Here is a 17,971-nt window from a genome sequence, read left to right on the forward strand (position 1 = left end):
GCGTGGCGTTCATGTCGAGATCTCGCCATCACCGCGGGTGCTTGTGGGGTTGGGCCGCGCGGTGTGGTGGATCTGCGCGGTGAGCCGGTCGGCGAGGGCGAGGGTGTCGTCGCTGGGTTCGGCGTCGATCTCGGCGAGTGCCCGGGTCAGCTGGCGGCGGAGGGCGCGGATCGCGTCGAGGTGCCCGAGCTCGGCGCGGGCGCGCATCGCCTGCTGGTAGAGGGCTTCGCAATGTGGGTGGTGGGTGATGGCGGTGTCGAGGACCGCGACCTGTTGCGCGGGGTTGCCGGCGAGGGTGTCGGCGAGGGCGAGGTGGGCGTCGAGGGCGTCCTGGCGGATCGCTTCGCGGTAGGACTCGACCCACTCGTAGTCGCAGCCCTCGGCCAGGGGCCCGGTGTAGGCGTCAACGGCGCGGCGCAGCGCCGCAGTGCGCGCCTGCGGGTCGGTGGCCCGCGCGGCCTCGCGGATCGCCACCCGCATCCGCCACAGGTCGACATCGAGGCAGTCGCGGTGCAGCAGGTAGCGGTGGTCGGGATGGATGACGTAGCTGCCGGGCCCGCCGTTGTGCCGCAGGACGGCGCGCAGCCCAGAGACGTAGGTGTAGAGCCTGCCCGGGGCTTTGCTAGTCGGGGCGTCGGGCAGCAGGTCGTCGAGGATCGCCTCCGTTGAGGCGGCGCCGTCGTGTACCGCCAGGTACACCAGCAGTTCCAGGGACTTGGCGCGCAGGCTGCGCTGCGGGTCGGCGTTGACGACGCCGGGGCGGCCCAACACCCGCACCCGCAACGGGCGCTGCTGGGGCTGGCGGTCCTGCACGCCTGCCGTCCGCTGCGCGTCCACCGTTTCACCAGCGCCTGCAAGGGTCTTTCCCTGTCCGTCGCGCTGCTCGATGTCAGGCGTCGCGGCGGCGGCGGTGCTGATGTCGCCCGCTGGCCTTGCGGTGCTGCCGCGCACATCGTCGGCCTCGCTGCCACCCCCGACCGTCACATCCGGCACGCCCCGGTCAGCGAAGATGGTGGGAGATGGCATGCGTTCGTCGTTGCTGCCACCGGCGGGTGAGGCGGGGGCGTCGACCTGGGCCTGGGCCGTGGATGCCGAGGGCTGCGGCTGCCCGGTGTGGGACTCGGCAAGCGTGACAAGCAGGCCGCTGGTCTCGACGGGATCGAGGACGGCGAGGCGGCCAACGTCGGCAGCGTGCCTGCCGCGGGAGGTGGTGCCATCGTTGGCCGGGGTGGTGGTGCCGTCGGCGGCGACGGTGATCGTGTCGCCGTCGGGCCACTCGCCGAGCAGCACGCCGTGGATGTCCAAGCGTTGACCCTGAGCCAGCAGCGCGGCGACTTGCGCGCGTTCGTGGCGGCTGGCGGCGCTGGCGATCAGCATGACCGGCGGCAGGGGTTCGGCGAACGGATCGGCGCGGCGCAGCTCGGCGACGGTGTCGACCTCGCGCTGGTAGGTCAGCCGCGTGCGGTGCAGCGTTTGCGCCTCGAGGAGGTCCAGGGCTTCGTCGAGGCCGGCGGTGACGGTCAGCCGGGGTGTGCGGGGCAGGGTGACCGCGGCGGCGCCGAGTAGCGTCGCCGCGGCCGTCGACGGGATGACAACCTCTGTGCGCCCATCGGGATGGTCCACACCGCCGGCGGCCAAGGCGGCGATGAGGAGCCCACGGGCGGCCGCGTGCGCGCCAGGCCCAGTCAGGCCCAGGCCGGCCGATAACCACCGCGTCGACAACGGACTATCCAGCGCCGGCGCGACCGGCAGCGGGTCGCCGTCCTCCACGCCGCCCTGGCCCCCACGGAAGTTGTCGCCGCCGTCAGGGACCTGGTCGTCGCCGGTGCATTCGGCGTCGTGACTGCCGCTGTTCGCATCCGCGCGGACACGCACCATTTCGTCATCGAGGTCGCCCCCTTCGTGGTGGTCACCATCTCGCAGGCTGGCGGACTCATCGCGGGCGGGAGGGCTGGCGGTGGCCCGGTGCAGGCCGCGGCGGATGTGCCCGACCACGCGGGGCATGGAAGCGAGGTCGGGGGCGTCGAGGCGGCGTGCGATCGAGGGTGTGCGGGGAACGTAGCGGCGGCGGCGGTGCGCCCACACGAGAGCCGCCGCGGCGGTGATGGCCAGAGCAAGACCCACATCGACCCAGCTGCCACCGGGTAGGGACACTCCTCCGGTGGCCGGCCCGGGCGTAGTGGTGTCACCAGGTTGATCCGCCGGGGTGCCGGCGGCTTCCGGTGGCGCGGTGTCCGGTTCGGATGTCGCGGTGGCGGGCGTTGCAGGAGCAGTCGGTGTTGTGCCTGCCGGTGTTGGCGCTGGTGCTGTCGCTCCCGGGTTGGGGCTGGTGGTGTCAGGATCATCGCCCTCGGCGGACGGCGTGGCGGGAGCCGCTGACGGGGGCGGCCCAGGGGCCGCCGTTGTGGGGAGGCGGAGGGCCCAGCCGGGGTAGATCACGTCGGGGTCGCGCAATGTGCCACCGGTGCTCGGGAAGTGGGTGCCCCTGTTGAGGGCGAAGATGTCGGGCCAGCGGTCGGCGTCGCCCAGGCACCGCTGGGCAATGTCGGAGAGGGTGTCGCCGCGCCGGACGGTGTACGTGGCGGGCTCGTGGGCGGCGACCTGCGTGAGTGCGGGGGCCCCAGCGGTGTGGACAGTGAGGGTGGGTGTGATGTGCCGCGGGTCGGGGCTCGGGTACTGGGTGTCGCCAGCAGCAGCGGTGGTTGATGCTGCGGCGTGGGCGGGCATGCCGGCTGTGGCGGTGGTGACGGCGGTCGCGCCCAGCAGCGCAGCGGTCAATCCGCGCATGGGCCCGGGGAGCTGTAGGGCTGGTAGCCAGCGCCGAGTGTGGGCGAGGCGGGTATAGACGCGTGCGACGGTGACGGCGGCCAAGACTGCCCAGACCAGCCAGGCGCCAGCCTGCAGGCATACCGTAAGGAACCCGGTGGTTAGGGGGTCCCGGATCCACTCCTGCATGGTGGTTGTCGAGGGGATGCTTGGCGTCAGCCACGCGTTGAGACGCAGCAGCGCGGCAGGTACGGCGTAGAGCAGCAGAACCAGTGGGATGGCGGCGGCTATAGAAGCTGACCGGCGTCGCATGGCTGCCACCTGCCTCGTCGTCATGGTCGGCCCTCCCCCGTCAGACAAGGACGGAACAGCAGCCAACGCTGGCAGTCGGTAACCGACTGGGAGGGATGCTGCTGGTGACGCCGACGGTATGGCGTGTCGCTCTGCCGGCGGGCGCGTTAGAGGCTGACACAACCTCACAACACCTGACGGCGCCTCACACCTGCGGGCCAGTGGCCTCTTGATGGACCCGGCCGGTCAAGGCTTCGCTCTCGCATCCGCCGATTTCAAGCCTCGGCGGGAGTGTCGGCTCGGTGCAAGGGACTCCACAACTGCTGGTGGCGACGCTCTACTCGTCCGTTGCAGCGTCGGCCCGTCCAGCGCTGTTGCTGTCACCGGCGTTGCCGTCACTACCAGCTCGGCAAGCAGCTCCTGCAGGGGCGCAGGGCGCGAGCAGGCTCAGCACGTATTCCTGACGCTGCTCCTCGCTGAGGTCCTGCCACGCCTTGCCCGCATCAGCCAGGTGGGCACGGACAGCCTCGATGCGGAGCGGATGGCCCTCGATACGCACCGCCTCAACATCCACCCGTCAAGAGTGCACCGAGCGGCAAGCGGTTTAGGAGTGTGGACACGGCCGCTATCCGCGCGGTACTGACCTGGCTCGCCATGCCGGCCGCCACGTCCAGGAGCTGATCGCCGTTGACCCTCGGCTTCCGGGCCAACGGGCACGCGATGGGGCACGGCGACCGAGGGACTATGAGATCAAGATGGGCGATCGGCTGACCTGGGCACGTGGCGGTCTAGCAGCCGAAACACCTCATGCTGGCGCTCCCCGACCCGACCGACCACAACCTGCGCCGCTGGAACACCTGGGAACCTAGGCAGTTAGCGCAACTCGGTTCGGTGCTACTGCAAAAACGGCTGCTCGTCGAAGTCGTGCGCCCGTCGGCCGGACGTAGGTACTTCATCCCCGGGCCCTGGCTTGAACGGAGATTCGTGCCGGCATTCGATGCATGGAAGTCTGTCCTGTACGGGTTCGCCCCAGACCAGGATCCTCCGTACCGATGGACTCTTGTCAGCCGCCCGGTTGCCGAACTGTTCCAGGACGCGGCCGACCGTGTGACCTCGGGCGACCTCCCGCACTGAACGCTGCCGCACGAGAGGCTGCCCGGACTGGGTTAGCAACAGAAAGGCTCGACTGGCGGAACTCATCCGCCCGTGCCGCGAACAGCGCATCCGCGAACTTGCCCAAGGCGCGACTCGCGGCATGTGTGCGTGCACCGGTCCTATGCTGCTGGCGCCTCCGTCCACACACAGCGCGGATACTCGTCCATCGGCAGCCACAGCTCCGGCTGCGCATCATAGGTACCGTGCTCACGCTCTGGGTCCCCTGGGTACCGGCCGGACGTGTCAGGCCACAGGAGTTGGACCACCGGGAACGGTGGGCGCTGATAGTAGTCAATGGCGGCGCCGAACAATCGCTCGTACCAACTGCTGTGCACCGGGGCGAGGCGGAGTTCGCACTCAATGACGCCCGCCAGTTTGAGATCCGGCGTCAGCGTGAGCCCGTCACGTATCCGTTGGCCGACCGCGTTGACGATGACCATAGCTTGCTGTTGGGGGACGCCGAGTAGGCAGACCTCAACGCTGCCGTAGCTGTGCCACAGGCCGATCGAGTACGCCCAGTCGGGCATGGTTGTGCCGCGGACGCCGGTCACGCCCCACCCGTACTCACGGACCAGCCGTGCGTTGCGGCGCTCGCGATCTGGCCAAGACCATTCGGCCGACCGCCACCAGCGCCTCGGCCTGCCGTCGCCCTCGCAGAGCAGGCAATGACACTCGCGGTTGAGCGGTTCAGGCATCGGCGAATCGTACCGAGCGAACTTCGGTGTCACGTAGGCGGTGAGTCCCTTAGCATCCGCTCATCGGCACGACCGGACGGCAACCGAGCCAGCTCGGCGCCACGCTGCGTAGCGCACGGATCGCGGCAGAATCCATGAGATCCGGATACTGAATCGCCGCAGTAGGGACAGGAAGTCCGTCTGCGCGGGCAGAGGTCCTCATGGGCGCGGTTGGGGGGTCTCGGTCTTCGGCGAAGGCTGTCTGCTCCGCGGGTGCAACCCAGATGCCGGATAGCTGTTTGACGTGGTGGACATGGTCTTTACTCGGCAGGTTCCCGACGCTTCGGGCGGCCATCGCTGTCACGCTGGGCGACGCGCGACTTGCGGCGATGCCGTGCCATACTGCGGCACGTGCACGTGACCGGGGAAGTACAGGTGACGTACGGCCTGCTGCGGCGGATGAGCCAAGACGCCCAGGGCCGTTGGCAACGCGTCATGCGGATGCTTCTGCTCGCCCTCGCGGCACTGGTTGTGCTGCTGGCCACGCTGCTCGCCACACTGGCCGGGTTCAACGGTCGGCTGCTCTACCTCGTGCTGGTGTTGTGTGCCGCGTACGCCGTGATGGAACTCCTTCCGGTACTGAGTTGGTTGCTGCAGCGCCGCCTCTTCGTCGAGCCGTTCCGGTACGGGGTGAGCACGTCGGGCGTCGACATCCAGACCGCGAGCAGCCGGACCCAGATCGACTGGTCCGGCATCAGCCGGATTCGGCGGCGACGCCATACCTGGCTGCTGAAGTACGGCATGAGCCAGATCCCGGTGCCGCGGGCGGCGTTCTCGCCCGAGGATCAACGGATCGTGGACGACTTCATCGTCGGGCGCCCCGAGTTCGCTGGGTGACCGTTCCCCCAACGCGACCAGACCGAGCAGCGAGACCGCCGAATCGTGCATCACGTCGGCAGCGTCCTCGCTCGCAGCAGCCGACCGCTCGGCTACGGCCAGTAACCCGTACGGTGTTGTTCGCTGGTTGACCACGGTGTCTTGTGCCCCCTGCGTGCCCCAGGATGCCGCGCTACCACCTCCGACGCCATTCAAGGCGACCTCGATGCGCCACCGCCGGGACGTCCCCTCGCTGGACGTACAGCACCTCGTCCTCAACCCACCAGACGTCGCCGACGCGAAGGAACACCGGCACCTCCAACGTCAGGGCAAAAAGGCAGCCGCCGGAACTGCCGGGCAGCCCTTCCAGGTCATCCACCAGCTCCATACGGCCAGCAATGACGGGCTTGGTCACCACGCCACCATTCTGCCGGTGCCCCACGCGGCCCCGACGACTCCTTAACCCCCACGCAACCAACACAACCAGGCAACCAACACAACCGCCCGATTTGCTCCCCCGCGACAGATGAGCTGCGAGAACGGTCCTCCGGCGTCCACAGTTGTCCGCCGACGTCGATCCCGGTCGTCACTCAGTTAGTCACCCGGTCCCACCGGGACCTCGTAGTCCCCACCCAAGCCGGTGACCTCGTCACCCTGAGGGTCGTAGATAACCGGGCCGTACCGCTCCGCCAGGTCCAGGACGACGTCTAGCGCCTCACTGCCCCGCGGTGAGTAGCTGATGTTCATGCTCATGTGGTCGATGCCGGCACCGAGAGGTGCCGACATCCAGGGCGACTCCGGGTCGTACGGCGGATGGTCCGGGAAGCGCGCACGCAGTTCCTCGTAAAAGGAGACGATCCGCTGGTCAAGCTCACCGTCTCGGTGCTCCATGCCGGTGCAGTGATCGGCCATCTGCCGCACATCGTCTGCCGTCGCGGAAGGCTCGACCGACAGGACCATAAGATCAAAACTCACCGCTACATGCTCCCTGACCAGAAGCGGCTCCGTCGACCTCAACCCCACCGTCAGGTTGGAAGGTGCCGCGCATCAGCTTGGGAATCGGATTGATCTACACCTTGGGTAGCGGTGCCGGCTGGTCGAGCAACACGGAGCGAGTAGACGCCCGCCAAGGTGCCGGTGTTGGCCGCCACATCGGGCACGACACGGGCACGGCCGCCCCCAAGAGCGAGGGCGAGGGCGAGGGCGAGCGGACGGTACGACGACGAGATCGGCCGAGCCCTAAGATCAGCCGATGGCTAGGTTGGCACCCGCATCTGCTCGGTCTCGCACACATCCAGGAGCAGTCGGAGACGTGCTATTGACCGACGTAGCGGACATCCCTGCGGGTGTCGTCGTCAGCGTCCTTACGTTCGCTCCGGGTACGCAAGTCACGCTCGGAGCGTCGGAAGACATGGAAATGTTCTGTGTCATCACCGGCGCGGGCTGGGTCGACAGCAGCGAGAGTGGACGCCAAGAGCTACACCTCGGATCGAGGCTCGCCGTGCCAAAGGGCGATACTCCTACGCTGGGTTCGACTGAAGGCATGATGGTCGTGGGCGTCTTCGGTGGCTGGATGATGCCAGAGTGAGGCGTTGAACCTCGCTACCTCTTCGGTGTGAATGAAGGACCGCCGCTCGGCTGGCTGTTGCAGCAGTGGACGGCACCTTCACCGACCGTCGCTTCCTGTCCACGCTCGTCCTCCCTGGTGCATCCCTGTGGTCACTCAGTTAGTCACTCAGCAGCGACTCGCCCAGGTTGCGCATCTCTGGCGTCATGCTGGGTCAACGCTGTCTCGCTTGGAGTGGCTAGACAGCCGTAAACTCGGCTGATGGCGTCAGTGATCCAGGCCATGGGCGTCGTCGGTGTTGCTGCGGTCCTGGTCACCGTGGTCGTCCTCGCGCTGATTTCCTTCCGAAAATCACGGCATCGCCAAGCAGACGATGACGCCGGGGACTTCCCGCTCAGCCCCCCACTGGATGGGGGCCAGCGGTGGTGACACAGGTGATAGCTGCTAGACATTGAGCCTTTTCCAACCTGACCTTGCAGCTCAGGGTGGGTGCGGCGAGCCCGGAGATCGATGAGGGTGCGGCTCCGAGGGGCGCTGGAAGCTTTTCACGTAGGGATGAAGCCCGGCCGTCATCGGCCGGGCTTCATCCCATGGTCGTGCTATCCGTAGTTGTACATGCCGGCGTAGGGGTCGGGCTCGCCGGTCCACGGGTCCACCCCGGACCGCAGCCGGCGCATGTACTCCGTCCGGGTCAGGAAGGTGGCCCTCCTACGGCCGAAAAGGCCGACGTCGCTCAGAGGGCAGGTGGGGAAGTCTCCTTCCAGGTGGCGGACGAGAAATTCGACTATGCCGCAGTCGTAGCGACGCCAGATGGACTTGCCGCGGTTGTAGAGCAGCACCGGCCAATTCTCGGGGTCCGGATCGGAGGCGTCCCAGCACAGGTTGTCGCCACTGGAGTCCACGGCCCACAGGACCAGCCGTGGAGTGGCGCCCTCGAGGTCACGCTCCTTACGCGACTCCTGCCACAGGACCTCGGCGAACGCCGTACCGGCCCGCATGTCAGCGCCGTCCCCGTCGGGCGGTTCGACCCAGGGCTCCGGTGTACCGATCACCAGATAGTCCTCGATCATCCCCGCTCCATAGATTGCGATGAAGCGCTGGTACGCGGCCGGGAAGGCTCTCCCCCAGGACTCGGCGATCTCGTCCCAGCCGACCACCGTGTCGCTCTCCGTCTCGGGCGGCATGAGGCGCAACAGCGCCTCCAGCTCCGCGGGTTCAGGCATCACGTCTCCTCAGCTCGGCGATCAATGGGTGAGCCTTGCATCCTCCGTAGCGGTTGGCTTCGGCGTGGTGCAGAACGAGGATGGCCTGCACGATTGTGGTCGCTCGCCGTGGGCAGCACCCCAGCTTGACCAGAGTCCTCCATGTCTTGAGGGTGGCGATCGCGCGTTCGCCGCGGGCGCGGATCGTCGCGTGGGCGCGGTTCACGGCCTTCTGCCGGCGTGACAGCTTCGGCCGGAAGCGGCGCCGCTTGAACGGAGTGCGCACGCTACCGCGGGCACCTTGATAGCCCTTATCAGCGAAGGTCATCACGTCTGCACGGGTCAGCGCCTCGATGATGCCGTGGGCGCGGGCTGCGCTCAGGTCATGGATCGAGCCGGGCAGCGCCGGCGAAGCCCGGACGAGGCCGCCGGCGGCGTCGGCGATGACCTGCACGTTCACGTCATGGCGCTTGTGTTTCCCGCAGTAGTACGGCTTCTGGTCGGCGACCCGGTAGATCGGAGTCAGGGTGCCGTCCAGAATCGCGTACGCCAGTCGGCGGATCCGGTCCATAGCGGTTGCCAGGTCATCGGCGGCCATCGCGAGGAGGGCTAATCGCTTCCTGCACCTACCGCCATGCGGTGCTCACGCCAACTTCGAACGGGATTCTGGTGACGGCGTCCCCGCCGGCCGAGCCTGACCCGACTTTGAACTGGCTCCGTGCCCTCATGTGGACCCGTCGACCCGGTCGGCGGGGGCGCCTATCTCGGCGCGCACGGGCCGGCGTGGTGACCTGATTAGGAGCTTGGGCTCGTCCCTCATCCCCGTTCTGTCCAGCGTTCTCCTCGTGCTCAGCGGCCGAGTCATGCCGTTCATGCAGCAGGTGGGAGACAGGGTGAGCGAGGAGCAGGACGTGACCGTCGGCGTGGACACCCACAAGGGCATCCACGTCGCGGCGGTATTGGACCAAGCCGCCAGGGTGCTGGGCAACAGAAGCTTGCCGACGACGATGCGCGGCTATGCGCAGCTGGCGACCTGGGCTGAGTCCTTCGGCAGGGTCGTCAAGGTCGGCGTGGAAGGCACCGGCAGTTACGGCGCCGGTTGCTGCGGTTCCTGACTGACTACGGCCTGGTCGTTGTGGAGGTTGACCGCCCGGATCGCTCCACCCGCCGCCGCGTCGGCAAAACCGACACCATCGACGCTGAGTCCGCAGCCCGCGCGGCGTTGTCCGGTCGTGCCAGCGGCACTCCGAAGACTCGCCACGCGCAGGTCGAGATGATCCGGGCTCTGCGCGTCGCCCGCCGTGGGGCGATGAAGGCTCGCATCCAAGCCGGCGGCCAAATCGAGGCGCTCGTCGTCTCCGCGCCCGATGCAGTCCGGCAGCTCCTTCGCGGGCTGGCCGGCAAGCACCGTATCCGTAGCTGCGCCGCCTTCAGGCCAGGCGCGGCGACCGATCCGGCAGCCGCCACAAAGGTGGCCCTGCGCAGCCTCGCCCGCCGCTGGCTCGCCCTTCAAGCCGAGATCAACGACCTCGACAGCCACCTGACCACCCTCGTCACCGCCGTGGCCCCTGACCTGGTCGCCCTGCCCGGCGTCGGCGTCGACACCCCCGGACAACTCCTCGTCACCGCCGGCGACAACCCCCACCGGCTCCACTCCGAAGCCGCCTTCGCCCGACTCTGCGGCGTCGCCCCATCCCCGCCAGCTCCGGACGCACCGATCGCCACCGCCTGCACCGCGGCGGCGATCGCGACGCCAACAGCGCCCTCTGGCGTATCACCCTGGTCCGCATGCGCTGCCACCAGCCCACCAAGGACTACGTCGCCCGCCGCACCGCCGAGGGCAAGACCAAGACCGAGATCATGCGCTGCTTGAAGCGCCATGTCGCCCGGGAAGCTTTCACTCAACTGACTCGAACCGCCGACACCAGCCAGGTGCCACATGCGCTGAGGTCAACGCGCCCCCTCCGGGATGCCTAGTTGCTCGGCTCCCGCACCTGCTGCCACAGTCGAGATCATGGGTTCGACTTTCACGAATTTTCGTGGCCAAGGCTTCTGGGCTCGCGACGGCCTGCTAGAAGTCTGGCTCGAAGCTCTCGCGGAGGTCGTGCCCACGCACGCACCTGGCTTGGTTGCAGGACGCTCAACGACACTGGCGGAAACAGGCCCGCATCGGCTTCCAGGGCTGCGTTGACGCCAACCTCGACGCTCTCCTCACGTCACAAGGCCGAGTCGCGGTGGCGCTGCGACTGGTCGACCAAGCCCACGAGCACCTCATCCGACTTGCCGGTCGGAACGGCCGCATCCCGGCGGCGTGGCTCAACGATCGACGTGTCGGCGGAAGCAATCCCTGGGGAGCTGATCTCGATCTGCAGCCCGTCCGGCAGATCGCTAACGCGTTCGCCGCCCTGATTCATGGCGATCTTCAGACGACAGCCATAACCAGCCCAGTTTGCCCAGGCCGGCTTCCCAACAGCCCTGATCCCGCACCAACTTGACTCGGCGGGGTTGCGGGAAAATAGGAGCGTCCACTTCGCCGGCAGCCGGCTGTCGTACTCCGGTTGATGGGTGACACCGTGGCTCCACTTAATGCGTGACGGCACTGGCAGGCCCGGCGCGGACGGGGCGCTACGGTTTCTCCGTGTCGATCGACCTTGAGGCGTCGTTGCCAAGACCCGTTCCGCTCGCTGCCGTGTTGACCGCCGCACGGAACACCCTAACGGAGCTTCTCGGCGTGGACGCGACACCCGGACTGAGCGTGGTCGTTGACCGACGTTACGAGCAGGGGCGTCGCATCGCTGTCGGCCGGCGGCTTGGGGGCTCGGAACTGCTGTCAACCACCATCGGTGACCCCATCGACCCCGAGTCCAACGGTTCGCCTGGCGCGATCCACTATGAAATCGATATTACGGGCTGCAATGACGGCGTCTGGCTGATGGTCATGGACCATGCTCCAGAGGGCGGCAGCGAGGTCGAGGCCGTCTTTAGTCCCTACCGCACGTGTGTGAGTGTTGTCGTAGCGACGGCCATGGCGCTGGCCGTCGCCGATCTCGGGGGCGGTGAGTTCATCGACGATCAGATTCAGATGCTGCGACCCGGCCACACAGACCCACGCCACGTCGTCAAGGTGACTCGCCTGCCACGTGACCAGGGCGAATTCCCCGCGAGATGCGAGCGCTACCTACGCCAGTTCCCGCACCTTGGAGACTGGCCGCGCGACGTATCGATGCCCCTAGCCGATGCGTACAAGATCGTTTAGCCGGACATGTCGCCCATCATTTGACCTCAATCCGTCACGCATCAAGTGGAGCCCGACAATTCTGGTGGCGTGTGTCGTGTCCCGGCTGATGCTATACACCGGCGTCCCACCACACGCTTGATATGATCGCCAAGACGCATGGGCCGCGTTCACGATCCGTGTCGGCCGTCGATGCCGTCGCGTTCCGGTGCTACCGGCGGCTGGCTTGGTGTTCGAGGAAGTCTTCCGCGTCTGCCCGGGCCTCGGGCGACGCCGCCGAATGTCCGACCGCCTGTCGCAGCAACTCAAGCCACTGGGTTGCGTCGGAGGGGTCGGTGTTGAGTAGGCGGTTGGCCATCCAGATTGTCAACGGGGTCGGCTTGCGCCGCAACGATTCGGCGAGCAGCGGAGGGTAGCCGCTCCAGGCCTCCAGGGTGTGCACGATCGGGCCTGGACTACCCATGTCCGCGTCGTCGAGACTCTCCATGAGTGAGTAGAGCAGCGGTGCCCACCGCTCCGGGTCGTCCCGTTCGACCAGCTCGGCACAGATCGCCTGTAACCGGTCGGCACCGTCGGCGTTGACGTTCATCGGGTGGAAGTCGAGCAGCGTGAGCGCCTCCAGCTCGGCGGCAATCCCAGTCAGGCACCGGCTCATGCTCGAAGCCTACGGCCATCGCCGGCTGATCCCTGCTCACGCCCGACCGTGACCACGGCGACGAAGCAACCAAGGCCGACCGTCGTGCATGTGCTGGGACGGAACGTGAAGCATCAGGTGGCACTAACACACTTGTCGTGTCACGGCACATGCTTGAGTCTCGCGTCCGACCACATGCTTGACGCTGTCGTAGCCTCCCGCCGTGGACATCTACGAGAATCCGCCGCTGGCGCCGCACGGTCAGGCGGATGAGGCGCTCACTGCTGCTCTAGAGGGCAGAAACCAGGCCCTCTCGCCCAACTCGGTGTTGGTAGGGCTAGCGCTCTACGACGACGACCGCATCTTTGTCGAGGGCTGGTGCAACCGGATCGCGCACGAAAGCACTGACCTTTGGCTCGTCGCCACGGCGTCGCTCTGCCTGGGCCACCTCGCCCGACGCTTCGGGTACCTTGAGCCCGAATCAGTCATGCTCGTCCGCCGCCTCGCTGAGCGTACGGACCTCGACGGCCGGGTCTTCTCCGCCCTCGATGACGTGACGTTCTTCCTTGAAGAGCTGCCCAACCGAAGGAAGTCGGAGCAGGGCGATTAGGCCGATCGTCAAGCATGTCGTGGGACGGATTCGTCTGGTCGTCAGGGTTGCGTACGGCGATCACTCGGCGCCGAGCCCAGGCGGCCCGGGTTGACTCCGTCACCATGCCTCGTGTCTCGTTCGCCAGCTCTCAGCACAACCGACGCGCTCAACAAAATCGTTGGATTGCGTCACGGTGGGGCATGGGACTTGAGGTCCGCGCTGATTGCTTTGGTTGGAGAACTGGTTCCCGCCCAGCAGATGAGCGGCCCACTGCGGCTACGGCAGCCGTCGCTGCCCTTTATCGGCCTGGTAGGAGGGTTTCACGGGCGAGGTGGCGAGCGACGGCGCGCAGTTCGTCGCTGGGCTCAAGCCCGGCGGCGACAAGGCGACGGGCGTAGGAGTCGTAGAGGGCGGCGATGGCGCTCTGGTCGCCGAGGGTCGCGAAGGCGGTCATCGCCCGCTGGTGCAGCTCGGCGTTGTAGGGATCAACGCGGATGCCGCGCTGCAGCCAGGTAAGGGCCTGCCGGGGGTCGGTCTCGATGGCGGCCAGGGCGGCGTAGGCGTCGATGGCGACGCGGCGGGTGGCCTCTCGCGGTTGTTGCAGCCATGGCCAGGCGTGCCCGTCGGCGAGTTCGCCGGTGTAGGTGTCGGTGACCGCTTTCCAGGCGGTGGCCCGGTCAGTGCCTGCTGTGGTGGCGTCGTTGCTGAGGGCGTTGAATCGCCAGAGGTCCGCGTCCAGCAGGGTGGGGTTGAGGCGGTAGCGGTCCTCGGTGTGCTCGATGACGGTCGGCACCTCGGCGGCGCGAAAGGTGCCGCGGAGCTCACTGAGAGTGGTGTAGAGGCGGCCGGTGAGGGTGTGGGTGGGTAGGCCCGGCCAGATGGCTTGCACGAGTTCGCGGCTGCTGGCGCCGTCGGGGTGGACGGTGAGGAACACCAGTGCTTGCAGGGCCGCGGTGCGGCGGATGGTCAGTGGCTGTTCGTCACGCAGGACAGTGGGTTGGCCGAGGACGCGAACCTCGAGCCGATGCTTGCTCCGGCCGCCGGCGACCGGTGATAGTAGCGGCTGGGGTGACGGCTTCGGGCTGGTGCTCTGTCGTGGTATCCGGGGGCCCGCGGGTGGGAGATGCTCCTGGGAGCCAGGTGAGTGCGCGTGGCCGATCACCGTGAGCAGATCGGCAGCTGCCATCGGGTCGAGGACGCACAGCCGCATCTTCGACGTCCCACCATCGGGGTAGGTGACGTAGCCGCTGGGGTCGATGACCCAGGTACTGCCGTTGAGCGACGGGCCGAGCACCAGCGTGGTGCCGGTGTCCGCGGCTGCCGCGCGCCAGTTGCTGGCGGCGCCTTGTGCAGTTGCGTCCACGATGAGCAGCGGTGGCTGCTGGCCCGGTAAGCGCGGGGCTGCATCGGAGGTTGCCAGGTCTCGCCCGGTGGGGTCCGCGGTGCGAGGCTGGCTGAGGATCGCTGCGGCGTCTTGAGCGGTGGCGGCCACTCGCACGTGCGGAATCCCGGTGGCGTGGTCGGTGGCGGAGCCGATTAGTGCGTTCAACGCGGAGCGGGTGATGACCAGCGGCGGGGCGTCGGGATTGCGCAGCCCCGCTAGCGCGGCGGTGACCAGGGCTCCTCGGGCGGCAGCGAGGGCGCCGGGTCCGGTGAATCCGATGGTGCCGCGGGGCAGGCCGGCAACGGGAGCGGGCAGCACTACCGGGGCGTCTGCAGCGGCGGAATCGTCGTGTGGGGCGGGTGACGCGGTGGGCTCGGCGCTGAGCGCGGCTTGGACGGCGGCGACGGTGGTGGGCAGCGCGGCCAGATCCGGCTGGTCTCGGGGCTCACGGTCGGGTGGGGTGGGGTGGTAGGCACGGCGGCGGCGCAGCCACACCATCGCCGCGGCAGCGCCAACCTGCTGGGCGACGTCATCGGGTAGCCAGCCGCCGGGCACGAGGACTCCCCCGTCCACCGCCAGGTAGGGGGTGTCGGCGTGGCTGTCATGGCGTGCCGCGGAGTGCCCGTCTTCGGTTCCGGCGGCGATGGGTTGCGCGTTCTGTTGCGGTGGGTCGGCTGCGGTGTGGGCGCCGACGCTGAAGGCGGCTGCCCCTGCTACGCCGGTGGCCGTGGCTTGCAGGGGCGTGGGCAGCGGTATCCGGCGAAGCCACCGGACGCTGTCCAGCATCCGGATCAGCATCCGCATGGTGACGGTGTAGGCCAGCAGCAGCCATACCAGCCACGCCAGCACGCTCAGGGCAGCGGTCAGGGTCTGCTCGGTCAGTGGCTGCGCCACCCACTGCTCGACCTGCGGAAGGGTCGGCCAGCCGGTCAGCGGCCAACCGATGATCCTGACCAGCACGACTGGCGGGACGGCCAGCAGCAGGGCCAGGAACAGCAGGGATGCCACCTGGCGGGTCCGGCGCACCTCATCCACCTTCCCAACCAGACACGGGAACGCGTCCAGCTGCGGGGACGGTTGAGGTGTTCATCGCGCGTCGACCGGCCTCGGGTCGGTGCGGATGATGCGCGTCCAGACCTGGCGGATCCACCACAGCGTCACCGCGATGGCGTAGATGACGCCGAGGATCCCTGACGCGGGTCGGCTCACCAGGGCTGCGGTGATCACGCCCAGCGGCGCGGCCAGGATGATCCGTAGCAGCAATGGTGAGACAACGGCCATCACGACCGCGACGCCGAGCAGGAGCCCTCCGATGCGGCCGGCGAGGTCGATCCACACCACCATGTCAGGCCACCGGTCCGCGACCAGCGAGTACTGGATCAGGACCATTCCGGCCGTAGCGGTGATCACCGAGCCCACCGGGAACGCCAGCATGTCGGCCCAGCCGCCTCGAGGTGTCCGCCACGCCCTTGCGGCAACCAGCGCCATCACCGTGGCAACCACCACGATCGGGGCGATCGGCAGTAGCGCCCACCGCAGGAACGGTCCGACCTCGTCGCCGATATACAGGCTGCCGACGACCGCGTACATGCCGGCAACCGCCGTCCCGAGGGACGCCGATGCCAGGATCCCGGTGCCCACATGCGCCCCCGGTGACGTCGATGAGCCGGAGGGCTCGCGGGCGGCTACGGCGGCGCCGATGACGGTGCCCGCGCCCAGGCTCGCGACGACAGCGAACACCGCGGCCATCGCCAGCTCACCCCAGTTCAGCGTCGCCCAGCGCCACAGCACCCCACCACCGCTCCATACCGGGGTCAACAGAAATTGCGACACCAGCGCCAACGACGCGAAACCGGGTACGGCAATCGCCGCCGCCCGGCGCACCGACGGCACCGGCGAGGCATTCGCGGTTACAGGCTCTCCGGCGGGCGCCGCGGCGCCGGCGTCCGCCGCGCCTCGCACCGCGGCGAGACCCGGATCCGAGACAACCACCGGGTTGAGGCTGGCTACCTCAATGAACACCTTCTCCAGCGCAGGCGTCTGCGCGGCGCCGCCGGCGCAGTAGATGCCAGCGATCGCGGTCCGCTCGATCTCCGCCGCCGTGATGACCTCCCCGGTCAACCGGGCGGCACGACGCAGCACCGGGAACGCTGCCTGTTCCAAGACCGGGGCGTTGAGCACTGTTGCCGAGCCCGATGGCAGCGCGACCGTCACTGCGGGGTGAATCGCCAGGGCGTGCTTGGCTTCCCGGACGCTCGCGGCCAGGGCCCACCATCCGCCCTGCTCGGGTGCGGAGCTAGGGTCGCCGCCTGCCAGCGCCTCGGTCAGGGAACGGTCGATGGCGGCGCCGCCGGCATCGGGGTCGGCAAGGGTAGCGAGGACCTCGAATCCCGTCGGCCCGCGCCGTAACACACTCACCTCGGCGCCGGCGCCCAGATCACACACCACCACGAACGAGCCCACCGGCAGCTGCACACCCGAGGCCACCAGATAGCCGGCAACCGCCACCGGCGCCTCCACCAGACGGGGCTGCGCCAATCCGGCTCGGTGCGCGGCTTGGCGCAGCCACGTCCGCCGCCGCGGTCCCCACCCCGCCGGCACCACCATCCGCACATCGGACACGGTCGCCCTCGCAGTCCGCTGCGCTTCCTCGGCCACTCGCCGCAACGTCGCGGCCACGACGTCTAGGCCGTCAACCTGCGTGCCCGCGACAGTTATCTGCTCCGGGGAGCGCCGCGGCGTGGGAATGAACCGGTCCGGAGCCGCTGCTGCCGCCTGCCACGCGCCCTGGCCGGTCAGGAGTCCGCCGTCCGGCGACAGCAAGACCGCGCTGGACAGCGCCGGCTGGCCATCGAAGAGCAGGGGCACCCAGGTGCCGTCCGGCCATGCCAGCACCGCGCTCGTGTTGGCGCTGCCACAGTCGATTGCTAGCCGCGCGTCCCCCGCTCGCATAGATCTCAGTCAAACATGAGGATCACGTTCACGTCACCCATGAATTACTCACCGACACCACCGCCGGCCACCTCACCCGCCCTGGTAGGGGCTGAAACACCGCCCACAGACGCTGTGACCGAATCCGGGTCACTGCGCTGCCCCTTGTCGAACCCTGATGGCCCACCCAGCGGTCATGTTCAGCCATCAAGGCACCCGACCAGTTGCCCCTCGCCAACGACACCGACGCGTATTGGATAAAACCGTGGACCCCTCAGACACCGCCATCCCCTCCCCCGCCGATGACCTCGCCCGCGTCTGGACCGCCGCAGCCCTGACAACCGAATCCGCCGATCACGACCGCGCCGAGACAGCAGCGCGAGCCACCTACCGTGCGGCCGGCCTGCCGGAACCGGCGCAGTTCATCTGGTGCCCGTCCCCGTGGGTCGCTTCCGATCACCTTCAGCGGCTCATCGACGACGGGCAGAGCCCGCTCGTCACCGCCGTGCGCCGCGCGGTGTTGAACCGGGCCTTGTCCAGGGCCCGCGCCCGCTGGTGCAGCGGGCCAGCGACATCGAGCGGTTCACCGCCTTCGGCGACTTCCACTCGTTCTTCGAGCGGAAGGGTTGTCAGCAGTTCTCGCTTCTGTGAGCAGACATCCGGA

General features: G+C 68.3%; 17 protein-coding genes and 2 pseudogenes. 7 read left to right on the forward strand and 12 right to left on the reverse strand.

The annotated features are described in order from the left end of the window. Positions 1-9: 9 nt before the first annotated feature. Both M8C17_RS01210 and M8C17_RS01215 read right to left on the reverse strand, forming a co-directional pair. A complete protein-coding gene (locus M8C17_RS01210) occupies positions 10-3,102 on the reverse strand; it encodes a BTAD domain-containing putative transcriptional regulator (RefSeq protein WP_252414242.1) in 3,093 nt (1,030 codons plus the stop codon). Positions 3,103-3,394: 292 nt separating this feature from the next. After that, positions 3,395-3,631: a hypothetical protein gene (locus tag M8C17_RS01215; RefSeq protein WP_252414243.1), complete on the reverse strand. Its 237-nt coding sequence runs from the start codon at positions 3,629-3,631 to the stop codon at positions 3,395-3,397. Between the two features lie 233 nt (positions 3,632-3,864). Here M8C17_RS01215 and M8C17_RS01220 point away from each other — a divergent pair, with 233 nt between their 5' ends. Continuing rightward, entirely contained in the window at positions 3,865-4,191 is a 327-nt protein-coding gene (locus M8C17_RS01220; protein ID WP_252414244.1) for a hypothetical protein, read from the forward strand. 140 nt (positions 4,192-4,331) lie between these two features. Here the strand turns inward: M8C17_RS01220 and M8C17_RS01225 are convergent, their stop codons facing one another. Next, on the reverse strand, positions 4,332-4,907 hold the full coding sequence (locus M8C17_RS01225; RefSeq protein WP_252414245.1) for a DUF4262 domain-containing protein: 576 nt from the start codon (positions 4,905-4,907) through the stop codon (positions 4,332-4,334). A gap of 396 nt (positions 4,908-5,303) precedes the next feature. Here M8C17_RS01225 and M8C17_RS32070 point away from each other — a divergent pair, with 396 nt between their 5' ends. Next, positions 5,304-5,783 (forward strand): YcxB family protein, encoded by a 480-nt coding sequence (locus tag M8C17_RS32070; RefSeq protein ID WP_252414246.1) that lies wholly within the window; start codon positions 5,304-5,306, stop codon positions 5,781-5,783. 172 nt (positions 5,784-5,955) lie between these two features. Here the strand turns inward: M8C17_RS32070 and M8C17_RS01235 are convergent, their stop codons facing one another. After that, positions 5,956-6,180: a hypothetical protein gene (locus M8C17_RS01235; RefSeq protein WP_252414247.1), complete on the reverse strand. Its 225-nt coding sequence runs from the start codon at positions 6,178-6,180 to the stop codon at positions 5,956-5,958. 176 nt (positions 6,181-6,356) lie between these two features. Continuing rightward, a complete protein-coding gene (locus tag M8C17_RS01240; protein ID WP_252414248.1) occupies positions 6,357-6,674 on the reverse strand; it encodes a hypothetical protein in 318 nt (105 codons plus the stop codon). A gap of 400 nt (positions 6,675-7,074) precedes the next feature. Here M8C17_RS01240 and M8C17_RS01245 point away from each other — a divergent pair, with 400 nt between their 5' ends. Beyond that, a complete protein-coding gene (locus M8C17_RS01245) occupies positions 7,075-7,350 on the forward strand; it encodes a hypothetical protein (protein WP_252414249.1) in 276 nt (91 codons plus the stop codon). A 240-nt stretch (positions 7,351-7,590) separates the two neighbouring features. Then, positions 7,591-7,758, forward strand: coding sequence for a hypothetical protein (locus tag M8C17_RS01250; RefSeq protein WP_252414250.1), 168 nt, complete (start codon positions 7,591-7,593; stop codon positions 7,756-7,758). A gap of 170 nt (positions 7,759-7,928) precedes the next feature. On the opposite strand, the gene M8C17_RS01255 is transcribed toward M8C17_RS01250, so the two are convergent. Further along, positions 7,929-8,552, reverse strand: a complete 624-nt coding sequence (locus tag M8C17_RS01255) for a hypothetical protein (RefSeq protein WP_252414251.1) — start codon at positions 8,550-8,552, stop codon at positions 7,929-7,931. Next, a pseudogene (locus M8C17_RS01260) lies at positions 8,545-9,307 on the reverse strand (transposase family protein); the annotation flags it as partial. The gene M8C17_RS01255 and the pseudogene M8C17_RS01260, both read right to left, overlap by 8 nt. A gap of 105 nt (positions 9,308-9,412) precedes the next feature. On the opposite strand from M8C17_RS01260, the pseudogene M8C17_RS01265 reads away from it, so the two are divergent. Continuing rightward, positions 9,413-10,508: pseudogene (locus M8C17_RS01265) on the forward strand (IS110 family transposase). A gap of 239 nt (positions 10,509-10,747) precedes the next feature. Here M8C17_RS01265 and M8C17_RS01270 read toward each other — a convergent pair. Then, the gene (locus tag M8C17_RS01270) at positions 10,748-10,945 is read right to left on the reverse strand and encodes a hypothetical protein (protein WP_252414252.1); all 198 of its coding nucleotides are present in this window, start codon (positions 10,943-10,945) and stop codon (positions 10,748-10,750) included. A 224-nt stretch (positions 10,946-11,169) separates the two neighbouring features. Between M8C17_RS01270 and M8C17_RS01275 the strand changes: the two genes are divergently transcribed. Then, positions 11,170-11,787, forward strand: coding sequence for a hypothetical protein (locus M8C17_RS01275; protein ID WP_252414253.1), 618 nt, complete (start codon positions 11,170-11,172; stop codon positions 11,785-11,787). Between the two features lie 190 nt (positions 11,788-11,977). Here M8C17_RS01275 and M8C17_RS01280 read toward each other — a convergent pair whose 3' ends face one another. Continuing rightward, positions 11,978-12,421: a hypothetical protein gene (locus M8C17_RS01280; RefSeq protein WP_252414254.1), complete on the reverse strand. Its 444-nt coding sequence runs from the start codon at positions 12,419-12,421 to the stop codon at positions 11,978-11,980. Between the two features lie 202 nt (positions 12,422-12,623). Here M8C17_RS01280 and M8C17_RS01285 point away from each other — a divergent pair, with 202 nt between their 5' ends. Further along, a complete protein-coding gene (locus tag M8C17_RS01285) occupies positions 12,624-13,010 on the forward strand; it encodes a hypothetical protein (protein ID WP_252414255.1) in 387 nt (128 codons plus the stop codon). 280 nt (positions 13,011-13,290) lie between these two features. Here the strand turns inward: M8C17_RS01285 and M8C17_RS32075 are convergent, their stop codons facing one another. The 3 genes from M8C17_RS32075 to M8C17_RS01300 form a co-directional block, all read right to left on the reverse strand. Further along, complete coding sequence (locus M8C17_RS32075) at positions 13,291-15,402, reverse strand: BTAD domain-containing putative transcriptional regulator (RefSeq protein WP_252414256.1); 2,112 nt, start codon at positions 15,400-15,402, stop codon at positions 13,291-13,293. Between the two features lie 60 nt (positions 15,403-15,462). Continuing rightward, on the reverse strand, positions 15,463-17,271 hold the full coding sequence (locus M8C17_RS01295; protein ID WP_252414257.1) for an Hsp70 family protein: 1,809 nt from the start codon (positions 17,269-17,271) through the stop codon (positions 15,463-15,465). Positions 17,272-17,769: 498 nt separating this feature from the next. Continuing rightward, positions 17,770-17,913: a hypothetical protein gene (locus M8C17_RS01300; protein ID WP_252414258.1), complete on the reverse strand. Its 144-nt coding sequence runs from the start codon at positions 17,911-17,913 to the stop codon at positions 17,770-17,772. Positions 17,914-17,971: the final 58 nt, after the last annotated feature.

Source organism: Micromonospora sp. RHAY321 (assembly GCF_023896955.1).
GTDB lineage: Bacteria > Actinomycetota > Actinomycetes > Mycobacteriales > Micromonosporaceae > Micromonospora.